Source organism: Luteibacter sp. UNCMF366Tsu5.1 (genome assembly GCF_900119235.1).
In the GTDB taxonomy this organism is placed as follows: Bacteria; Pseudomonadota; Gammaproteobacteria; order Xanthomonadales; family Rhodanobacteraceae; genus Luteibacter; species Luteibacter flocculans.
The window spans coordinates 1,375,525-1,394,151 of the sequence record NZ_FPIS01000001.1 but is presented as its reverse complement, the minus strand read 5'-3'; the positions used below and the strand labels follow the sequence as shown (position 1 = coordinate 1,394,151).

Here is an 18,627-nt window from a genome sequence, read left to right as displayed (position 1 = left end):
GCGTTATACCGACGCGACGCCAATGTGTCGGTGCGGGTCGTGGCGTCGCATCGGAAATCTTCCATTCAGTCTGGCGCTTTCGCCGGCACGAATGGAGAGACCGGATCGCTGGCGGGGAAGGTCTCTTCCAGTGCCTGATCCTGGTTCTCGTCGGCGTGCTGCTTGCGTTCCTTCTTCTCGACATCCGTTTCCGGATGCTTGGGCTTTCCATGATCGGGATGGTTGACGTCCTGGCGGTCGTGGGTCATGGCGGCGTTCCTCTGTGATGACGCCACCATGGAGCGGCAGGGGCCGTGAACGTCCCGTGCCCGGCGCGTGGCCCCCTGCATGACGGCACGGGCTGACCATTCATCGGGCAATTCCCGCCGCTTGTCCGCGGACGCTGGATAGCCTCACGGCGACGGACTACGTTACGCCTGCCGGATCCGGCCCAGTTGGGGGACATCGTGAAGCAACGCATTCTGTCGCGGGCCAGCCGCGCATCGTCGGGTTTTACCCTGATCGAACTCATGATCGTGGTCGCGATCATCGCCATCCTGGCGGCCATCGCCGTGCCCATCTATCGGGACTACCTGATCCGCGGTTATCTCACGGAGGCGCAGGCGGGCTTGTCGTCCGTCCGCACCATGCAGGAGCAGTACTACCAGGACAACCGTTCGTATCAGAAGCCGAACGGCGATTGCGGCGCGTCCATGCCCGCGTCGACGAAATTCAGCTACACCTGCTCGCCCGCCAACAACGGGCAGACGTGGTCGGCGCAAGCGAGTGGCATTGCTGGCACGGCCGTCGCCGGGTTCACGTATTACATCGACCAGACCAATATACGGAAGACGACCGGCACGCCCCCCAAATGGACGGCCAGCACCACCTGCTGGACCATCCGCAGGGACGGAAGCTGCTCGTGATGCGGCGCGCGGCCCGGGGCTTTTCCCTGATCGAGCTGATGGTGACCATTGCGGTGGTCGCCATTCTGCTCGCCATCGCCACGCCGAATTTTCGCGACTGGATGAACAACTCGCGGATTCGCTCGGCGAGCGAGTCGATTCAGAATGGGTTGCGCGTGGCGCGCAACGAAGCCGCCCAGCGCGGTACCTGGGTGCGTTTCCAATTGTCTTCCGCCAGCGTGGCGTCGTGGCAAGTCTGCCAGATCACTTCGGGAACGGGAGCCTGCAGCGATTCTGATGCCACTGCTATCGAAAACCGCGGTGGTACCGAGGCCCTGGTCAAGCTCACAGGCAGCACCACCGCCGCCTCCCAGACGACGACCACGACGACGTTGACGGGCGGTATCCCAGGCGGCATCACCTTCGATCCGCTGGCCCGGCCGTTCGCTACGGGCACCACGCCGCTGAAGCGCATTGACGTGGCCGGCGCCAACGACGCGGGGCGTCGCCTGGTCATTCTGATCTCGGCCGGCGGCATGGTCCGCATGTGCGACCCGGACGCGACGCTCGCGGCCACGAATGCGCAGTCGTGCAAGAGCAACTAGGAATCGCCATGAATCGTCCTCGTCACGCCGACACCCGTGGCTTCGTGCTGCTCGATGCCCTGATCGCAGTGCTCATCTTTTCGTTCGGTATTCTGGGCATCGTGGCGCTGCAGGCCAGCGCGACCAAGCTCGGCGGTGATGCCAAATACCGTACCGATGCGGCGCTGCTTGCGGATCGTCTCATTGCCGACATGTGGGGCGCGGTGCCCTCGACGCTCGCGACCGATTACGTGACTGGCGGTACGGCCTATGTGGCGTGGCGCGACAACCTCGTCGATTGCGCCAAAGCAAAGGTGCTGACCAATTGCCTTCCAGGCGTGGCGGCCAACCCGCCCACCGTCACCGTGGGCACGAACAATCTCGTGACGATCACCGTCAAGTGGCAGGCTCCGCAGGAAACGAGCCCGCATCAATACATCACCATCTCCCAGATCCAGCAATAGGCGCGTGCACATGACACCTTCTCGTATGCACTCGCGTCTGCTTTCGGCTACGCGCGGATTCTCGCTGATCGAGCTGATGGTCGGCATCGTCATTTCGATCATCTGCACACTCGGCATGATGGCCGCTTTCTCGGCCTATGAATCGCAGAAGCGCACCACCACGAACGGCAGCGATGCGCAGCAGAACGGCAGCTTCTCCACCTTCATGCTCGAGCGCGAGATCCGCACGGCGGGTTCGGCGCTCGTCCAGGGGCGCAACTACGGCATCTGGGGCTGCGCAATCGATGCCTGGTCGGGCGGTACGAAGCGCCTGCCGCTGACGGCAGCCCTCGCCGCGCCTTTCGACAACTGGCCGCTGACCACGCGCGCCGTACCCGTGCTGGTCGCTGCCGGTACGGGCGACAAGGCGGACGTCATCGGCATCGTGCGCGGCAATCCGATCGCGCGCACGTTCCGTACCAACATGGTCTCCGCATCGGGCACGACAGTCACGGTCGACAACACGATGGCGATCTTCCCGGGCGAATACCTGCTGATGTCCGACAAGTCGGGCAAGTGCACGTTCGGCCTCGTCAGCACGGTCAACGGCACGTCGATCGGCCTGGATACGGCGGGTAGTGCTTCGGACGGATTCTCGGCGCCCGCGCATTACACGGCCTCCTTGTCCGCTTACATCTTCGACATGGGCGTGAACCCTGCCGTCACACTGTTCAGTGTGAATCAGACCAACAATTCGCTGGTGGGCTACGACCTGCTCCAGCGTGGCGCCGCATCAGGCGCGAGCATCGCGCCATACCCGCTGGCCGACAACGTTGTGCAGCTGAAGACGCTGTACGGCCTGGCGGCCACGCCCAGCGACGTCACGGTGGATTCATGGGTGAAGCCCACCGGCACGACCTGGGGCATCGCCGCCCTGACGCCGACCCCCGACACGCAGGACGCGAACAACGCGCGCTCGCGCATTCGTGCCATCCGCATCGCCGTGGTGGTGCGTAGCCGGCAGCAGGAACGTGCGGCGCCTGCCAGTGCGGCGTCGTCGGACGTGGCGTACATCGGCTACACCGGGTCCACGACGTTGACGCTGTTCGGCGATCTCGACGCGACCTTGCAGTACTCGGTGACGACGGATCCCACGTATCGCTACAAGGTGTACGACCTGGTCATCCCCGTCCGCAACAACCTGATCACCAAGTTCTTCTAAAGGACCGGCCCATGTCCAAGTCCATGTCTTCCTACAGCCGCCTCGGCGCCGCATCGCGTCAGAAGGGCATGATCGCCACGTTGATCGCGCTGGTGGTGTTGGTTGCCACCTTGCTCGCAGCCATGGCGCTCATGCGTTCCGTCGACACCGCCAATTCCATCGCGGGCAGCATGACCTTCCGGCAGGGCGCCATGCAGGAGGCGGAGCGCGCGTACCAGGACATCCGCACCAAGCTCGAGTCGTCGTTTGCGCCGCCAGTGAGTAACTCGGACAATCCGAGCATGGGGTACTACGCGTCGTTGCAGGCGCATACGTCGACCACACGCCCGGACATCCCCGACATCCTGCTCAACAAGACGCAGGGCGCTGTCGTGAAGATGGATCAGAGTGACACGAAGAACGACGTTTACTACGTCGTGGAGCGCCTCTGTCCCACATCCAATACGCCAGCGACCATCAACACGTGCATCGTGCCGGGTACGGCGATCAGTGGCGGCACCAGTTCGAATCTCACGACCGATCCCGGCATCCCGTTCAATACGACCGGCTCGGCCGCCGCGTTTCGCCTGACGGTGCGCGTGGACGGCCAGCGAAACGCGGTCGCCTACGTCCAAACGATCCTCCGCTGACCATGACCCTGGCCTCTCTCGGGATACGCGCATGAACTCTTTCCGCAAGGTCGCTCAACGGTTGCTTGCCCTCGTTGGCCTGTTGGCGCTCGGATTTCCGGCTTCCGTCGGCCTGGCAGCCGATACCAAACTGTCGAACCTGCCGTTGTACAGTGCGTCCAACGTACCGGCCAATCTGATGCTCGCGCTCTCGGTCGAATTCCCGACCGGCACGGTGGCGGCGTATACCGACAACGCCGGTGTGGCGCTGGTGACCGGAAGTACGTCGTACAGCTGCGGTGGCAAGGTCACCGATTCCAATGCGTCATTTGGCGTGTGCTACTTCCCCGCCATGAACTACCTGGGCTACTTCGATCCCTTGAAGTGCTACCAGTACTCGTCGTCGGACGGCTATTTCAAGCCGAGCAAGACGCTGACGTCGTCGGACAATAGCTGCGGCGGCGACTGGAGCGGCAATGCGCTGAACTGGGCGACCATGACGGCGCTGGACGAGTTCCGCAAGACGCTCACCGGCGGCAACCGCGCGGTCGACACGGCGACGGCCACGGTACTGGTCCGGTCCAATCTCAACAACCAGAGTAACGAAGGCAACTTCCCCAACAAGCGTCTGGGTGCCAACAACAACGTCAATCTGAAGGACGTCGCTGGCGATGACGTCAAGAACTGGTCGGTGGCGTATTTCCGTTCGTACGGCCTGGGCACGACGTTCAGGGTGTCAAACAACCCGGCCTTCTCCTCGACCGGCAAGACCAACGGCGTCAACAACGTCGTATTGACGTATAACGCGCAGGTCTCGGTGTGCGAAAAGAATACCGCGGAAGACAATTGCACGGCCTACGGCAGTAACTACAAGCCGGAAGGCCTCATCCAGCAGAACTACCAGCGCATCCGCGTCGGTGCGGCGGCCTACGCCAATACCTCGGGCGCTCCCAATCCCAATGGCCTGGTTCGTGCGTTGCTGCGCGATAACGGCCCTACGACCTACAACGGCAACGGTGCCCGCCAGCCCAACGCATACGCGGAGTGGAGCGCGACGGACGGTACGCTCTACAGCAATCCGGCGGCCAACGATTCCAACCTCGCGACCGGACCGGACGGCACCGCGTTCTCGCAAAGCGGCGTCATCAATTACCTCAACAAGTTCGGTACGAACGGTTACGAAACCTACGACACGATCAGCGAGCTTTACTGGTCGGCGCTTGCGTATTTCATGCGCGCGCCACTCGACCCCGCTTACAGCAGTTCGCTCAACGCCACTAACAGCCTCGACAAGGCCTTCCCCGCCTTCAAGGGGACCAAGGCGGACTCGTCCGACTCGAACGACCCCATGCAGTACAAGTGCGCAGCGAACGCGATCCTCGTGATCGGCGACTCGCATACGCACTGCGATCGCCGCGTGCCGAGTTCGACAGGCCCGTCCGGCACCAACGGTTACTGCGCCATGCAGGCCACCGAAACGGTGGTCAAGGGCGTGGACGCCGGAAAGTACACCACGAACATGGGCAACCTGCCGCTGATCGAAGCCGACGGCAACAACGGCACGGCGTCGGCCTCGTTTTCCGCGGCCAAGCTGGGTGGCAACGCCGCAGGCACCAGCTTCGTCAACAGTGGGCAGCTCTCGACCTACTTCATCGCTGGTCTCGCTTACTTTGCGCACACCAATGACATCCGCTCGGACCTGACGGGCAAGCAGACCGTCGATACCTACGTGGTGGACGTGATGGAGCCGGGTGTGTTCTCGGGCGCGAATGGCCAGGAAATCTACAACACGGGCAACGGTAGTGCAGGCCCCAACCAGTACTGGCTCGCGGCCAAGTACGGCGGTTTCGCCGATACCAAGGGCGATGGCAAGCCGTCGTCGTTCCTCACCTGGCACACGAATACGTCGACCGTGGCGAAGAAGGATCTGCGTCCGGACAATTACTTCGTCGGTAACCGTCCCGACCTGATCGTGGCCGGCTTGGCGAGTATCTTCTCGAACGTCAGCACCACGGCGTCGCTGAGCGCGTCGGGCCCCAGCGTATCGCCCACGCGCGTGCTCTCCGACGTGACGGCGAATGCGGCACCTTACAACTCGCCGGTCGCAGGCTTTCCGATCTACACGGTGACCTATTTCCCCGGCACCTGGAGTGGCGAGGTCACCGGTTTCGTGGCTTCCGCCGCCGTTGGCGCTGACGTGCAAGCCGCCACGGGCAGCAATACGTGGAGCGCCCAGACGCGCCTCGATGCGCTAGGTGCTTATGCCGACAGCACCAACTCCACGCTTGGCTGGCGGGACATCCGCCGTGTGTTTACACGTGTCGGGAGCGCAGGCAAGCCGTTCCGCTGGGCGAGTCTCAACGCGACGCAGCAGAGCAATCTTTCCAGCGACTCGACGCTGCTCGATTTCCTGCGCGGCGACCGGTCGAAGGAAGGCACGAGCTTCCACATCCGCACGCACCTGCTTGGCGACATCGTGAACTCGCAGGCCACGCTGGTGCAGGGCGCACTGTCCACGTCGTATACCGACGGCAACAATCCCGGCTACAGCGCGTTTGTTACCGCACAGTCGAGTCGCATGCCAGTGGTTTACGTCGGTGCCAACGACGGCATGGTCCATGCGTTTGAAGCCGACTTCTCGTCGGGTGGCACCAACTCGCTGGGTGGCGGCGGTGCAGAACTGTGGGCCTACGTGCCGAACCTCGTCTTCGCCGGACCGAACAACACGCCTGCCGTTGACGGTCTCGCCGCGCTGGCCAACCTGAAGGGCGCGACCACGAACGGTTATGACCACCACTTCTACGTCGATCAGACGCCGCAAGCGGCTGACGTCGATTTCGACTGGACGGTCAACACGGCGGGTACTGCCGGCACCAAACCGACGACCAACAATTGGCATACGGTGCTTGTCGGCGGCCTCGGCAAGGGCGGCAAGGGCTTCTATGGCCTCGATATCACTACGGTACCTAACGCGCCGACGACCACGAAGGACACCACCATCGAGTCGACCATTGCGACTGCCAAGTCGCTCTGGGAATTCACCGATTCGACGATGGGTTACACCTATGCACGTCCGTTGATCGCGAAGACACGCAAGTATGGGTGGGTGGTCATCGCGACCTCCGGTTACAACAACGCCGATGGCAAGGGTTATCTCTACGTCATCAACGTCAAGACCGGCACCTTGCTCGAAAAGATCGCGACCACCACGGGGTCGACCACGAGCCCGATCGGACTCTCGCGTCCGTCCGCATACATCAAGGACGTGACGGACAACACCGTCGAGCAGGTCTATGTGGGTGATCTGCAGGGCAATGTGTGGCGCTTCGATCTCTCCGGCACCGGTGCGTATCCGAGCCCTGTCATCCTCGCCAAGCTGACCGATCCGAGCGGCGGTGCGCAGCCGATCACCACGGCGCCCCGCATCGAACTGAACTACGACTCGACCGGCACCGGCACGCGTCGCTGGGTGTTCGTCGGTACCGGCAAGTTCCTCGACAGCAGCGACCTCACCGATACCCAGACGCAGACGATGTACGCACTGCGCGACGGGACCGGCGTATCGCCCAACCCAATCAGCACGCCAATCACCCGCGCCAACCTGCGTCAGAACAACCTGGTCGACAACCTCAACATCCAGGATGCCGATTACGGTTGGTACTACGACCTGACGGGAACCGCGCCGGGTACTGGCGGCGCCACGGAGCGTATCGTGGTCGATCCCGACGCAGTGGCCGGCATCTTCTCGATCAACTGGGGTACGTTGATCCCGACCGCCGACCCCTGCGCATTGAGTGGTGCCGTCTACTCGGCCGCGTACGATTCGGGACAGAGCAACCTGCTCTCGTCGACCGGTCAGTCCGTGAAGTTCCTGACCGCCAATACGGCGATCACGAACCTGCAGATGGTTCAGCTACCGAACAACGGCAAGTTTGTGCTGCTGTACGGCCAGACGGGCCAGTCGCCGCAGACGGCGAACATGGTGCAGCCGGGTAATTCGGCGCTGCTCCAGCGCACCAACTGGCGGGAAATCCTCGACTGATCGGGGCAGGGCGGGGCATTGACCGAGGCGGTACGGCTCGTTATCATGCCCCGCTCGATGGGCGGTTAGCTCAGCGGTAGAGCACTGCCTTCACACGGCAGGTGTCACAAGTTCGATCCTTGTACCGCCCACCATCGAATTTAAAAGCCCGGCCCCAGTGCCGGGCTTTTTATTGGTGCGCTCAGCGAACGGCGGCCGGCTCGGAGCTTTGCCGTTGTGCGGGGCGCTACGCCCCTCAGCCATGACCGCCGCTTAGAATGGGTGGAACGTACGCCCGGACACCGCCATGCACGACGCCCTCGCCGATCTCCACCTGCTGACGCTCACGCCCTGGAAGATCATTGGTCTTCTCGGCACCTTGCTCTTCACCGCGCGCTGGTTCGTCCAGTTCTATGCGACGAAGAAGAACAAGAAGGTCACCGTGCCCATGTCATTCTGGTATCTGTCGGTCAGCGGCAGCGTGCTGACCCTGGCCTATTTCATCTGGGGCAAGAACGATTCCGTGGGCATCATCCAGACGGCGTTCCCGATGCTGGTGTCGTTCTACAACGTGTTCGCGCACCTGAAACACCGGGACAAGCAGGAAACCGTGCGACCGGGCGGCGCCGAAGACTGATCTCGCGCTCGTTGTAGGAAGTCTACGAAGCGAAGGTGGGAGCCACCCTGGTGGCGATAAGCCAACGAAGCGGTGTAGCGGCAAGGCATGCCCCGATCGCCAGCAGGCTGGCTCCCACCGGAAAGTAGTAGTCCCACCTGCAAGCTTTCCGTCGCCGCCATGGTGGCTCCTGCACGGGCCGTCTCAATCCGGATCGTAGTCGAGATACGGCGCAAGCCAGCGCTCGGCCTCTGTGCGATCCCAGCCCTTGCGCTTCGCATAGTCCTCGACCTGCTCGCGGCTTACGCGGCCGACGACGAAGTACTGGCTGTCGGGATGCGCGAAGTACCAGCCCGACACCGCAGCGGTGGGATACATGGCGAAGCTGTCCGTGAGCTGCACGGTGGTGTGTTCGGTTGCCCGGAGCAGATCGAACAGCGTGCGCTTTTCCGAATGTTCGGGGCAGGCGGGGTAACCCGGCGCAGGCCGTATGCCGCGGTACGACTCGGCGATCAATGCCTCGTTATCCAGCGTCTCGTCGGGCTGGTAGCCCCAGAATTCCTTGCGCACACGCTCGTGTAGACGTTCCGCAAAGGCCTCGGCGAGTCGGTCGGCTAGTGCCTTGAGCAGGATCGACGCGTAGTCGTCGTGGTTCGCCTCGAAGCGGGCCACGTGTTCGTCGATGCCGATGCCGGCCGTCACCGCGAAACCGCCGATCCAATCGGCAACCCCACTGTCCTTCGGTGCAATGAAATCGGCAAGGCAGAAGTCCGGCCGGTCGGCTGGCTTGTCCACCTGCTGGCGCAGGTGGTGCAGCACGGCCATAGGCTTGCGCTGCCCCGGTTCGGCGTAGACCTCGATATCGTCCCCCGATTGCGCCGCCGGCCAGAAGCCGATCACGCCCTTGGCGGTCAACCACTTCTCCGCCACGATGCGATCGAGCATCGCCTGCGCGTCGTTGAACAGTTCCGTGGCCTGCGTGCCTACGACTTCGTCGGAGAGGATTGCGGGGTACTTGCCCGCCAGTTCCCACGCGTTGAAGAACGGCGACCAGTCGATGTAGCGGCGCAGTTCCGCCAGGTCGTAATCGTCGAACACGGTCAGCCCGGGCGAGCGTGGTGCGGGCGGGGCATACGCTTGCCAATCGCAGGTGTAGCGCTGTGCACGCGCCTTCGCCAGCGGCACCAGTTGCTTGCCCGTGCCGCGGCTCTTGTGCCGTTCGCGCACCTCCGCGTATTCCGCGCGCACCTTCGCCATGAACTCGTCGACGAGATCCTTGCTGACCAGCGATTGCGCGACGCCGACGGCTCGCGAGGCGTCCTTCACCCATACCGTGGGCGAGGCGTAGTGCGGCTCGATGCGCAGCGCGGTGTGCGCGCGCGACGTCGTCGCACCGCCGATCATCAGCGGCACGTGGAAATCCTGGCGCTGCATCTCACGCGCCACCTGGCTCATTTCTTCCAGCGATGGGGTGATGAGGCCGGAGAGACCGATGATGTCGGCGTTCTCGGCACGCGCCGTATCGAGGATCTTCTGCGTCGGCACCATCACGCCGAGATCGATCACCTCGAAGTTGTTGCACTGGAGCACCACGCCCACGATGTTCTTGCCGATGTCGTGGACATCGCCCTTTACCGTGGCGAGCACGATTTTGCCGTTGTTCTTGCCGGCATCGCCTGAAATGCGCTTTTCCTCTTCGATGTAGGGAATGAGGTGCGCCACGGCCTTCTTCATCACGCGTGCGGACTTCACGACCTGCGGCAGGAACATCTTGCCCGCTCCGAACAGGTCGCCCACCACGTTCATGCCTGCCATGAGCGGGCCTTCGATGACATCGAGCGGACGTCGCGCTGCGGCGCGTGCTTCCTCGGTGTCTTCCACCACGAACTGGTCGATGCCATGCACCAGCGCATGGCTGAGCCGTTCGGCTACGGGTTTTTCACGCCACGCGGCGGCTTCCACCGCGACCTCGCCCTTCCCGCCCTTGTAGCGCTCGGCGATCTCCAGCAGCCGCTCGGTGCCATCGGGGCGACGGTTCAGCACGACGTCTTCCACGCGCTCGCGCAGGTCTTCCGGCAGGTCGTCGTAGATCGCCAGGGCGCCGGCATTGACGATGCCCATGTCCATGCCCGCCGCAATCGCGTGGTAGAGGAACACCGAATGAATGGCCTCGCGCACGACGTTGTTGCCGCGGAACGAGAACGACACGTTGGATACACCACCGGACACGTGCGACGAAGGGAATCGCTTCTTCAGTTCGCGCGTGGCCTCGATGAAGTCCACCGCGTAGTTGTTGTGTTCCTCGATGCCGGTGGCGATGGCGAAGATGTTGGGGTCGAAGATGATGTCTTCGGGCGGGAAGTCCAGCTCGTTCACCAGCAGCTCGTAGGCGCGCGAACAGATCTCGATCTTGCGCTCCTTCGTGTCCGCCTGGCCGGCTTCGTCGAAGGCCATCACGACGACGGCGGCGCCGTACTGGCGCACGCGACGCGCGTGTTCGAGAAACGCAGCCTCGCCTTCCTTCATCGAGATGGAATTGACGATGCCCTTGCCCTGCATGCAACGCAGGCCGGCTTCGATCACGCTCCATTTCGAGGAGTCGACCATGATCGGCACGCGTGCGATGTCGGGCTCGGACGAGATGAGGTTGACGAACCGCGTCATCGCCGACTCGGAATCGATCAGGCCCTCGTCCATGTTGATGTCGATGATCTGCGCGCCGTTCTCCACCTGCTGGCGCGCCACTTCCACCGCTTCCTCGTAACGGCCTTCCTTGATCAGCTTGCGGAACTGCGCCGACCCCGTGACGTTGGTCCGTTCGCCGACGTTGATGAAATTCAGGTCCGGCGTGAGGACCAGCGGTTCGAGACCGGAGAGACGCGTATATCGAATGCTCATGCGGCTTGCGCGGCGTCCTTGGCGATACGGGGCGGGTAGGGCGCCACGGCGGCGGCGATGGCTGCGATGTGTGCGGGCGTGGTGCCGCAGCAACCGCCCACGATGTTGATGAGACCATCCGCGGCGAAGCTGCGGATGGTCTCGGCCATGCTCTCGGGGGTCTCGTCGTACTCGCCGAAGGCATTCGGCAGCCCGGCGTTGGGGTGCGTGCTGATGGCACTGCCGGCGATGCGCGCAAGCATCTGCACATGCGGACGCAGGTCTTCGGCACCGAGTGCGCAATTGAGACCGACCGACAACGGCTGGATGTGCTCCACCGAATAGAAGAACGCTTCCGCCGTCTGCCCCGACAGCGTGCGTCCGGAACGGTCGGTGATGGTGCCTGAGATCATCACGGGTACGCGCGCGCCAAGCTGATGGAACAGCTCGCTCAAGGCAAACAAGGCTGCCTTCGCGTTCAAGGTGTCGAAGATCGTCTCCACCATGATCGTGTCCGCACCGCCTTCAATCAGCGCGCGGGCGGATTCCATGTAGTTTTCCTTCAGCTCATCGAACGACACGTTGCGGAAGCCGGGGTCGTTCACGTCGGGAGAGATCGACGCGGTACGGCTCGTGGGCCCGAGCACGCCGATCACGAAGCGCGGCTTCTCAGGCGTGCGCGCCGTCATGGCATCGCAGGCCTCGCGAGCGATGCGCGCACCTTCGCGGTTGAGTTCCGGTACCAGGTGTTCGAGGTGGTAATCGGCCTGGCTCACGCGCGTCGCGTTGAACGTGTTCGTCTCGATGAAGTCCGCACCGGCTTCCAGGTAGGCGTCATGCACGCCGCGGATGATGTCCGGTTGGGTCAGTAGCAGCAGGTCGTTGTTGCCCTTGAGGTCGCACTCGCCGGGGTGGTCGTGAGCGTGCTCGTGCAGCCCGTCGCGCCCCTGCGCGAAGCGCTCGCCGCGGTAGCCGGACTCGTCCAGCCGATGGCCCTGCAGCATGGTGCCCATGCCACCGTCGAGAATCATGATGCGTTCCGCCAGCCCTTTCTGGATGAGGGCGACGCGTTCGGGATGCAGCCACGGTAGTTGGCTCATGGGTCGTGCTCCCTCAGGGCTTGCGTGCAAGAAGGCTGATGACTTCGAAGTGAGGCGCGCGGCGCTCGCGACTCAGGCGTTCGCAACTGACCACCTCGAACCCGGCCTGCCGCGCCATGGCCGTCAAGCCGTCGCAGGTAAAACCGAGGTTGCGGTGATCGAACGGCTCCACGACGGCGCGGTGATCGTGTTCGCCCAGGGTAGACACGAGCAGGCGACCGCCCGGCTTCAGGACCTTGCTCACCTCGTCGAACACGGCCTGCGGCCGATCGGAGTAGGTGAGGGCGTGCAACAGCAGCACCAGGTCGAACTGGCGCCCACCGAGATCCAGCGCATGCATGTCGCCCGTGCGCACATCCACATTGGCGAAGCTGGACAGTCGCTGGCGCGCGGCCTCGACGACACGCTCCGAGCTGTCCACGCAGACGATCGAATGCGCGTGCGGCGCCAGCAGCTCCGCGGTCACGCCGTCGCCCGAGGCGATGTCCAGCACGTCGCCAGTGGCAAGTAACTGCAGAAGCGAGCGCGCGAGCGTTTCCCAGGTGCGTCCCGGCGAATAGTGGCGTTCCATGTCGCCAGCGACGGTATCGGCCCAACCCTCGGCGCGAGCGCGCTGGGCGAGCACCGCAGGCAGGCGTTCGGCATCCTCGCGGAGCAGGGCGTCGCTCAAGGTGTCGCGCAAGGAGGCGACCAGGGCCGCCAGGGTAGGATCGGCCTCGGCGTTGGCCCGATAATAGGCCGACACGCCTGCGCGGCGATCGCGCACGAGCGCGGCTTCCTTGAGTTTCGCAAGGTGCGTGGACACGCGCGGCTGGGCCAGGTGCAGTACCGCCGCCAGTTCGGCCACGGTGAGTTCCTCGCGGTCCAGCAGGGCGAGGAGGCGGACGCGGGTGGGATCGGCAAGGAGCCGGAGGGCCGTGGATGCGGTCGACAGATCCATCCAACATCCTTATATCGCGATACAGAGATACGTAGGATGCGGCCGGCATGGCCGGGCGTCAAGGGCGCATGTTGCAGTGCAGGGCGGCAAGCGCTCGAACGACCGTTAGAATGGCGGGCTCGTCTCCACCCCAAGACTGCCGCCTACAGGTCGGCGTGAGGAACACCCCATGGATTTCCGCTTTACCGACGACCAGTTGTCGATCCAGTCCATCGCCCGCGATTTCGCGCAGAAGCGCATTGCACCCGTGGCCGCCGAGTTCGACGCCAAGGGCGAATTCCCGCTGGAAAACATCCAGGAGATGGGCCAGTTGGGCCTGATGGGCATCGAGGTGCCGGAGGCCTACGGCGGCGCCGGGATGGACCCGGTGGCCTACGTGCTGGCGATGATCGAGGTCGCCGCGGCCGATGCCGCCACGTCCACCATCATGTCGGTGAACAATTCGCTGTTCTGCAACGGCATCCTGAAGAACGGCACCGAAGAACAGAAGCAGAAGTACGTGCGTGCCATCGCCTCCGGCGAAGCGATCGGCGCCTACGCGCTGACCGAGCCGCAGTCGGGCTCCGATGCCTCCAACATGCACACCCGCGCGGTGAAGAACGCGGATGGCGACTGGGTCATCAACGGCAAGAAGAGCTGGATCACCTCGGGCCCCGTGGCCCGCTACATCGTGCTGTTTGCGGTCACCACGCCGGGGATCGGCGCGCGCGGGGTGTCGGCCTTCCTCATCGACACAAAGCGCGAAGGTTTCCTCGCCGGCAAGACCGAACCCAAGCTCGGCATTCGCGCCTCGGCCACCTGTGAGATCGAGTTCCACGACTACGTATGCCCGCAGGAAGACATGCTCGGCGAGGAAGGCAAGGGTTTTGCCATCGCCATGGGCGTGCTCGACGCAGGCCGCATCGGCATCGCCTCGCAGGCCGTCGGTATCGCACGCGCCGCCTATGAAGCCACCCTGCAGTGGTCGCGCGATCGCAAGGCGTTCGGCCATCCGATCGGCACCTTCCAGATGACTCAGGCGAAGATCGCGGACATGAAGTGCAAGCTCGACGCGGCCCTGCTGCTCACGCTGCGCGCTGCGTGGACGAAGGGTCAGGTGGAGAAGACGGGTGGGCGCTTCGGCACCGAGGCCTCGATGGCGAAGCTGGTGGCGTCCGAAGCGGCCATGTGGATCACCCACCAGGCCGTGCAGATCCACGGCGGCATGGGCTACTCCAAGGAAATGCCGCTGGAACGCTATTTCCGCGATGCGAAGATCACCGAGATCTACGAGGGCACCAGCGAAATCCAGCGCCTCGTCATCGCCCGTTCGGAAACCGGCCTGCGCTGAGTAAGCCACCGCGATCGCATCGGCACCTGCCGATGCGATCGCTCGCACGGATATGCCGCGCGCCGCCGTGCCGACAGGGCACCTCGTCGAATGCGCTAAGCTCTCCAGGCCATCTCTCCTGGGGACTCTCATGATCGACCACACCGGCGTCATCGTCAGCGACTTCGAACGCAGCAAGCAGTTCTACCAGGCGGCGCTCGCGGCGATCGGATACGAACTCCTCGTGATCCTCCCCGCCTCGGTAACGGGTCGCACGAATGTCGCCGGCTTCGGCGAGCACGGCAAACCCGATTTCTGGATCACCGAGGGCCAGCCCAACCAGCCGCCCGTCCACGTCGCCTTCCGCGTGGAAACGCAGAAGCTCGTACGCGAGTTCCACGAGGCGGCACTCGCCGCCGGTGGACGCGACAACGGTCCGCCCGGCCCGCGCTCCCACTATCACGCCGGCTACTACGGCGCGTTCGTCCTCGATCCGGACGGCCACAACATCGAAGCCGTCCACCATGCTTCGTTGGACGTGGCGGCATCGATCGCATCGGCATAAGGCTCGGACGGCAAACCTGTGGGAGCCGCTACAGCGGCGAGAAGCCAACGAAGCGGCATAGCCGAAAGGCGCATCCCCAACCCCAAAAAAAACCCGGCTTGCGCCGGGTTTTCTTCGTTACGGTCGTTCAGTACCCCGTCGAGGGTCCGAATCGAAGGCTCTCACATCGCCCACGTTCGGTGCATGCGGGCCGACGTTGGTCGACGGATTGCCGCCACCCTGCGGGCCATGGCCGCCACCGTCCGGACCGTGATCATCGCCATCCGGGCCGTGGTGCGGCAGCTTGTGCGACACCTCGTCCAGCTTGTCGCCCAGCATGCGGCGAACGCTGACGTAGAACACCGGAATCAACAGCAGGCCGAGGAACGTTGCGAACAGCATGCCGCCGATCACGCCGGTACCGATCGCATGACGGGAGTTGGCACCCGCGCCGGTAGAGATCGCCAGCGGGAACACGCCGAGGATGAAGGCCAGCGACGTCATCAAGATGGGGCGCAGTCGCAGGCGAGCGGCTTCGATGACGCTTTCGCGCAGCGTCTTGCCACCCTGCTGCTGCTCCACCGCAAACTCCACGATCAGGATCGCGTTCTTCGCCGCAAGGCCGATGACCGTGATCATGCCGATCTTGAAGTAGATGTCGTTCGGCAGCCCGCGCAGCATCGAGAACACGATGGTGCCCAGGATGCCCAGCGGCACCACCAGCAGCACGGACACCGGGATCGACCAGCTCTCGTACAAGGCGGCAAGGCAGAGGAACACGATCACCACCGACAGCGCGAGCAGCAGCGTCGACGAGTTGCCCGAGAGGATTTCCTGGTACGACTGGCCCGTCCAGTCATAGCCGAAACCCTTCGGCAGCTTGTCGTTGACGATGCCCTCCACGATGTTCATGGCCTGGCCGGTGGAGTAACCCGGCGCCTGGTTGCCCACGATTTCCACCGCCGAGTAGCCGTTGTAGCGGTTGAGCGTCGGTGCGGCCAGCGACCACTTCGAGCTGACGACGCTGGAAAGCGGAATCATCGCGCTGTCCACGGCCGTCGAAGCGCTGGCGACGGTCGACGAGGTGCTGCTGGTGCTGCTGTTCGTCGATGCCGTGCTGAGCGTGCTCGGGGTGAAGATGTGCTGGAAGGCATCGGTGCCCATGCGATAGGGCGCGTCGGCCTGCAGCATCACGCGCTTCACGCGACCGCCGTAGGAGAAGTCATTGACATAGACCGGTGCCAGCGTGAGCTGGATCGCGGTGTAGATGTCGCTGACCGACAGGCCCATCGTCTGCGCCTGCGTGCGATCGACGTGCAACTGCAGCAGCGGCGCGTCTTCGAGCGTGTTCGGGCGAACACCGACCAGCGCCTTGTTCTGTGCGGCGGCGCCGAGCAGGATGTTGCGGGCCTGGGTCAGCTCATCGCGCGACTGGCCGGCGCGTGCCTGCAGGTACATGTCGATACCGCCGAACTGCGAGAGACCGCGAATCGTCGGCAGGTTGACGACGAAGATCGTGGCATCGCGCACGGCCTGCATCTTGCCGTTCGCCTGCTGGATGAACTCGGTGGCGGTCATGTCGCGGTCGCCCCAGTCCTTGAGGCGGATGAAGCTCATGCCGACGTTTTCGCCCTGGCCCACGAAGCTGAAGCCGGAGATCTGGAAGACGCCGTCGACGGCGGGGTCCTTCAGCAGGATCGCGCGCTGCTGCTCCATCACCTTCTCGGTACGGGCGATGCTGGAACCGGGCGGCAACTGCACGATGGCGAGCGCGTAGCCCTGGTCCTCGTCCGGCACGAAGCTGGTCGGCAGGCGAGTGAACAGGAAGCCGCAAAGCACCGCGATCAGCACGAACACCACCATCCAGACCGGGGCACGACGCACCGCACCGCCGATGTGGCCGGAGTAGGTGTGCTGAACCCAGTCGAAGACCTGGTTGAACTTGCGATAGACGATGTTCTTCTTTTCGTCGTGGGTGTGCTTGAGGATCGTGGCGCACAATGCCGGCGTGAACGACAGTGCGAGGAACGCCGAGAAACCCATCGACACCGCGATCGTCAGCGCGAACTGCTTGTAGATGATACCCGAGGCGCCCGGCTGCAGTGCGGACGGCACGAACACTGCCGCCAGCACCACCGTGATCGCCACGACGGCGCCAGTGATCTGGCCCATCGCCTTGCGCGTGGCTTCCTTCGGCGACAGTCCTTCCTCGGACATGATGCGTTCGACGTTCTCGATCACGACGATCGCGTCGTCGACCACGATGCCGATAGCGAGCACCATGCCGAACAGGGTGAGCTGGTTGATCGTGAAACCGAGCGGCGACAGACCCAGGAAGGTACCCAGCAACGCCACCGGGATGACCAGGGTCGGGATGATCGTCGCGCGGAAGTTCTGCAGGAACAGCAGCATCACGAGGAACACGAGGATGATCGCCTCGACGAGGGTATGCACCACTTCCTCGATCGAGATCGTCACGAACTTGGTCGTGTCGTACGGTGCGAACCAGGTCACGCCATCGGGAAAGCCGCGGGCGAGATCGGCCATCTTGGCGCGCACAGCGTTTGCCACGTCCAGCGCGTTCGCGCCGGGCAGCAGCTGCACACCGAAGGAGCCGGTGGCCGTGCCGTTCCACTGTGCGTTGAAGCCGTAGGTCTGCGGGCCGAGTTCCACCCGCGCGACGTCCTTCAGGCGCACCACGGTGCCGTCGTTGTTGGCGCGCAGGATGATGTCGGAGAACTCTTCCGGCGTAGTGAAGCGGCCTTCGGCCGATACCGTCGCACTGAAGCCCTGGCCGTTGACCGCGGGATCCGTACCGATGGAGCCTGCGGCGAACTGCACGTTCTGCGTGCTGAGCGCATTGCGCAGATCGGTGGCCGAGAGGCCGTAGCCGCGCAGCTTGTCCGGGTTCAGCCAGATGCGCATGCCGTACTCGGAACCGAGCTGACGCGTGTTGCCCACGCCCGGGATACGTGCGATCTGGTCGAGCACCTGCGACGACACGATATCGGTCAGGCGGTTACCGTCGATCGCCGGATTGGACGAGGTGAGCGCAATGAACATCAGGAAGTCGGGGTTGGACTTGGCCACCACGACGCCCTGCTGGGTCACCTCGGAGGGCAGACGGGGCGTCGCGAGCGACACCTTGTTCTGCACCTGGACCTGGGCAATGTCAGGATCGGTACCGGTCTCGAACGTCAGCGTCACGGTGGCCGTGCCGCTGGAGCTCGACGCGGAGCTGAAGTAGAGCAGGTGATCGATACCGGTCAGCTGCTGCTCGATGACCTGCGTCACGGTCTTCTCGGTGGTATCCGCGCTCGCACCCGGGTAGGTCGCCGTGACGACGACCTGCGGCGGGGCGATGTTCGGATACGACTCGATACCCATGTTGAGCAGGGAGATCGTGCCGCACAGGCTGATCAGGATCGCCACGACCCACGCGAAGATGGGGCGGTCGATGAAGAAACTCGGCATGACGA

The 18,627-nt window shown here is 63.9% G+C and carries 13 protein-coding genes, 1 tRNA gene and 1 pseudogene; 10 read left to right on the top strand and 5 right to left on the bottom strand.

The annotated features are described in order from the left end of the window. Positions 1-65 precede the first annotated feature (65 nt). A complete protein-coding gene (locus BT115_RS06185; protein ID WP_072321601.1) occupies positions 66-248 on the bottom strand; it encodes a hypothetical protein in 183 nt (60 codons plus the stop codon). A 198-nt stretch (positions 249-446) separates the two neighbouring features. Between BT115_RS06185 and BT115_RS06180 the strand changes: the two genes are divergently transcribed. The 8 genes from BT115_RS06180 (at position 447) to BT115_RS06145 (ending at position 8,399) form a co-directional block, all read left to right on the top strand. Continuing rightward, positions 447-905: a type IV pilin protein gene (locus tag BT115_RS06180; RefSeq protein WP_343124040.1), complete on the top strand. Its 459-nt coding sequence runs from the start codon at positions 447-449 to the stop codon at positions 903-905. After that, on the top strand, positions 851-1,489 hold the full coding sequence (locus BT115_RS06175; protein ID WP_083527328.1) for a GspH/FimT family pseudopilin: 639 nt from the start codon (positions 851-853) through the stop codon (positions 1,487-1,489). Before BT115_RS06180 ends, BT115_RS06175 begins: the two co-directional genes overlap by 55 nt. An 8-nt stretch (positions 1,490-1,497) precedes the next feature. Beyond that, positions 1,498-1,932, top strand: coding sequence for a type IV pilus modification PilV family protein (locus BT115_RS06170; RefSeq protein WP_072321600.1), 435 nt, complete (start codon positions 1,498-1,500; stop codon positions 1,930-1,932). 10 nt (positions 1,933-1,942) lie between these two features. Continuing rightward, positions 1,943-3,133: a PilW family protein gene (locus BT115_RS06165; RefSeq protein WP_083527327.1), complete on the top strand. Its 1,191-nt coding sequence runs from the start codon at positions 1,943-1,945 to the stop codon at positions 3,131-3,133. Between the two features lie 11 nt (positions 3,134-3,144). Further along, on the top strand, positions 3,145-3,762 hold the full coding sequence (locus BT115_RS06160; protein ID WP_072321598.1) for a pilus assembly PilX family protein: 618 nt from the start codon (positions 3,145-3,147) through the stop codon (positions 3,760-3,762). Positions 3,763-3,793: 31 nt separating this feature from the next. Further along, positions 3,794-7,783 carry a pilus assembly protein gene (locus BT115_RS06155; RefSeq protein WP_072321597.1) on the top strand — a complete coding sequence of 1,330 codons (3,990 nt, stop codon included), beginning with the start codon at positions 3,794-3,796 and terminating at the stop codon, positions 7,781-7,783. 59 nt (positions 7,784-7,842) lie between these two features. After that, positions 7,843-7,917: transfer RNA gene (locus tag BT115_RS06150), tRNA-Val, on the top strand. Positions 7,918-8,069: 152 nt separating this feature from the next. Then, positions 8,070-8,399 (top strand): lipid-A-disaccharide synthase N-terminal domain-containing protein, encoded by a 330-nt coding sequence (locus tag BT115_RS06145; protein ID WP_072321596.1) that lies wholly within the window; start codon positions 8,070-8,072, stop codon positions 8,397-8,399. Between the two features lie 183 nt (positions 8,400-8,582). On the opposite strand, the gene metH is transcribed toward BT115_RS06145, so the two are convergent. Genes metH through BT115_RS06130 form a run of 3 tightly spaced genes read right to left on the bottom strand, consistent with a single transcriptional unit; the run spans position 8,583 to position 13,295 of the window. Next, entirely contained in the window at positions 8,583-11,276 is a 2,694-nt protein-coding gene (gene metH, locus BT115_RS06140) for a methionine synthase (protein ID WP_072321595.1), read from the bottom strand. Further along, positions 11,273-12,355, bottom strand: a complete 1,083-nt coding sequence (locus BT115_RS06135; RefSeq protein ID WP_072321594.1) for a homocysteine S-methyltransferase family protein — start codon at positions 12,353-12,355, stop codon at positions 11,273-11,275. The genes metH and BT115_RS06135 overlap by 4 nt, the downstream gene beginning before the upstream one ends. A 13-nt stretch (positions 12,356-12,368) precedes the next feature. After that, a complete protein-coding gene (locus BT115_RS06130) occupies positions 12,369-13,295 on the bottom strand; it encodes an ArsR/SmtB family transcription factor (protein WP_072321593.1) in 927 nt (308 codons plus the stop codon). A 169-nt stretch (positions 13,296-13,464) separates the two neighbouring features. Here BT115_RS06130 and BT115_RS06125 point away from each other — a divergent pair, with 169 nt between their 5' ends. Together BT115_RS06125 and BT115_RS06120 are read left to right on the top strand one after the other, a co-directional pair. Further along, entirely contained in the window at positions 13,465-14,625 is a 1,161-nt protein-coding gene (locus tag BT115_RS06125; protein WP_072321592.1) for an acyl-CoA dehydrogenase family protein, read from the top strand. 130 nt (positions 14,626-14,755) lie between these two features. Continuing rightward, positions 14,756-15,169 carry a VOC family protein gene (locus BT115_RS06120; protein WP_072321591.1) on the top strand — a complete coding sequence of 138 codons (414 nt, stop codon included), beginning with the start codon at positions 14,756-14,758 and terminating at the stop codon, positions 15,167-15,169. Between the two features lie 294 nt (positions 15,170-15,463). Here the strand turns inward: BT115_RS06120 and BT115_RS06115 are convergent. Beyond that, positions 15,464-18,622: pseudogene (locus BT115_RS06115) on the bottom strand (multidrug efflux RND transporter permease subunit); the annotation flags it as partial. Positions 18,623-18,627: the final 5 nt, after the last annotated feature.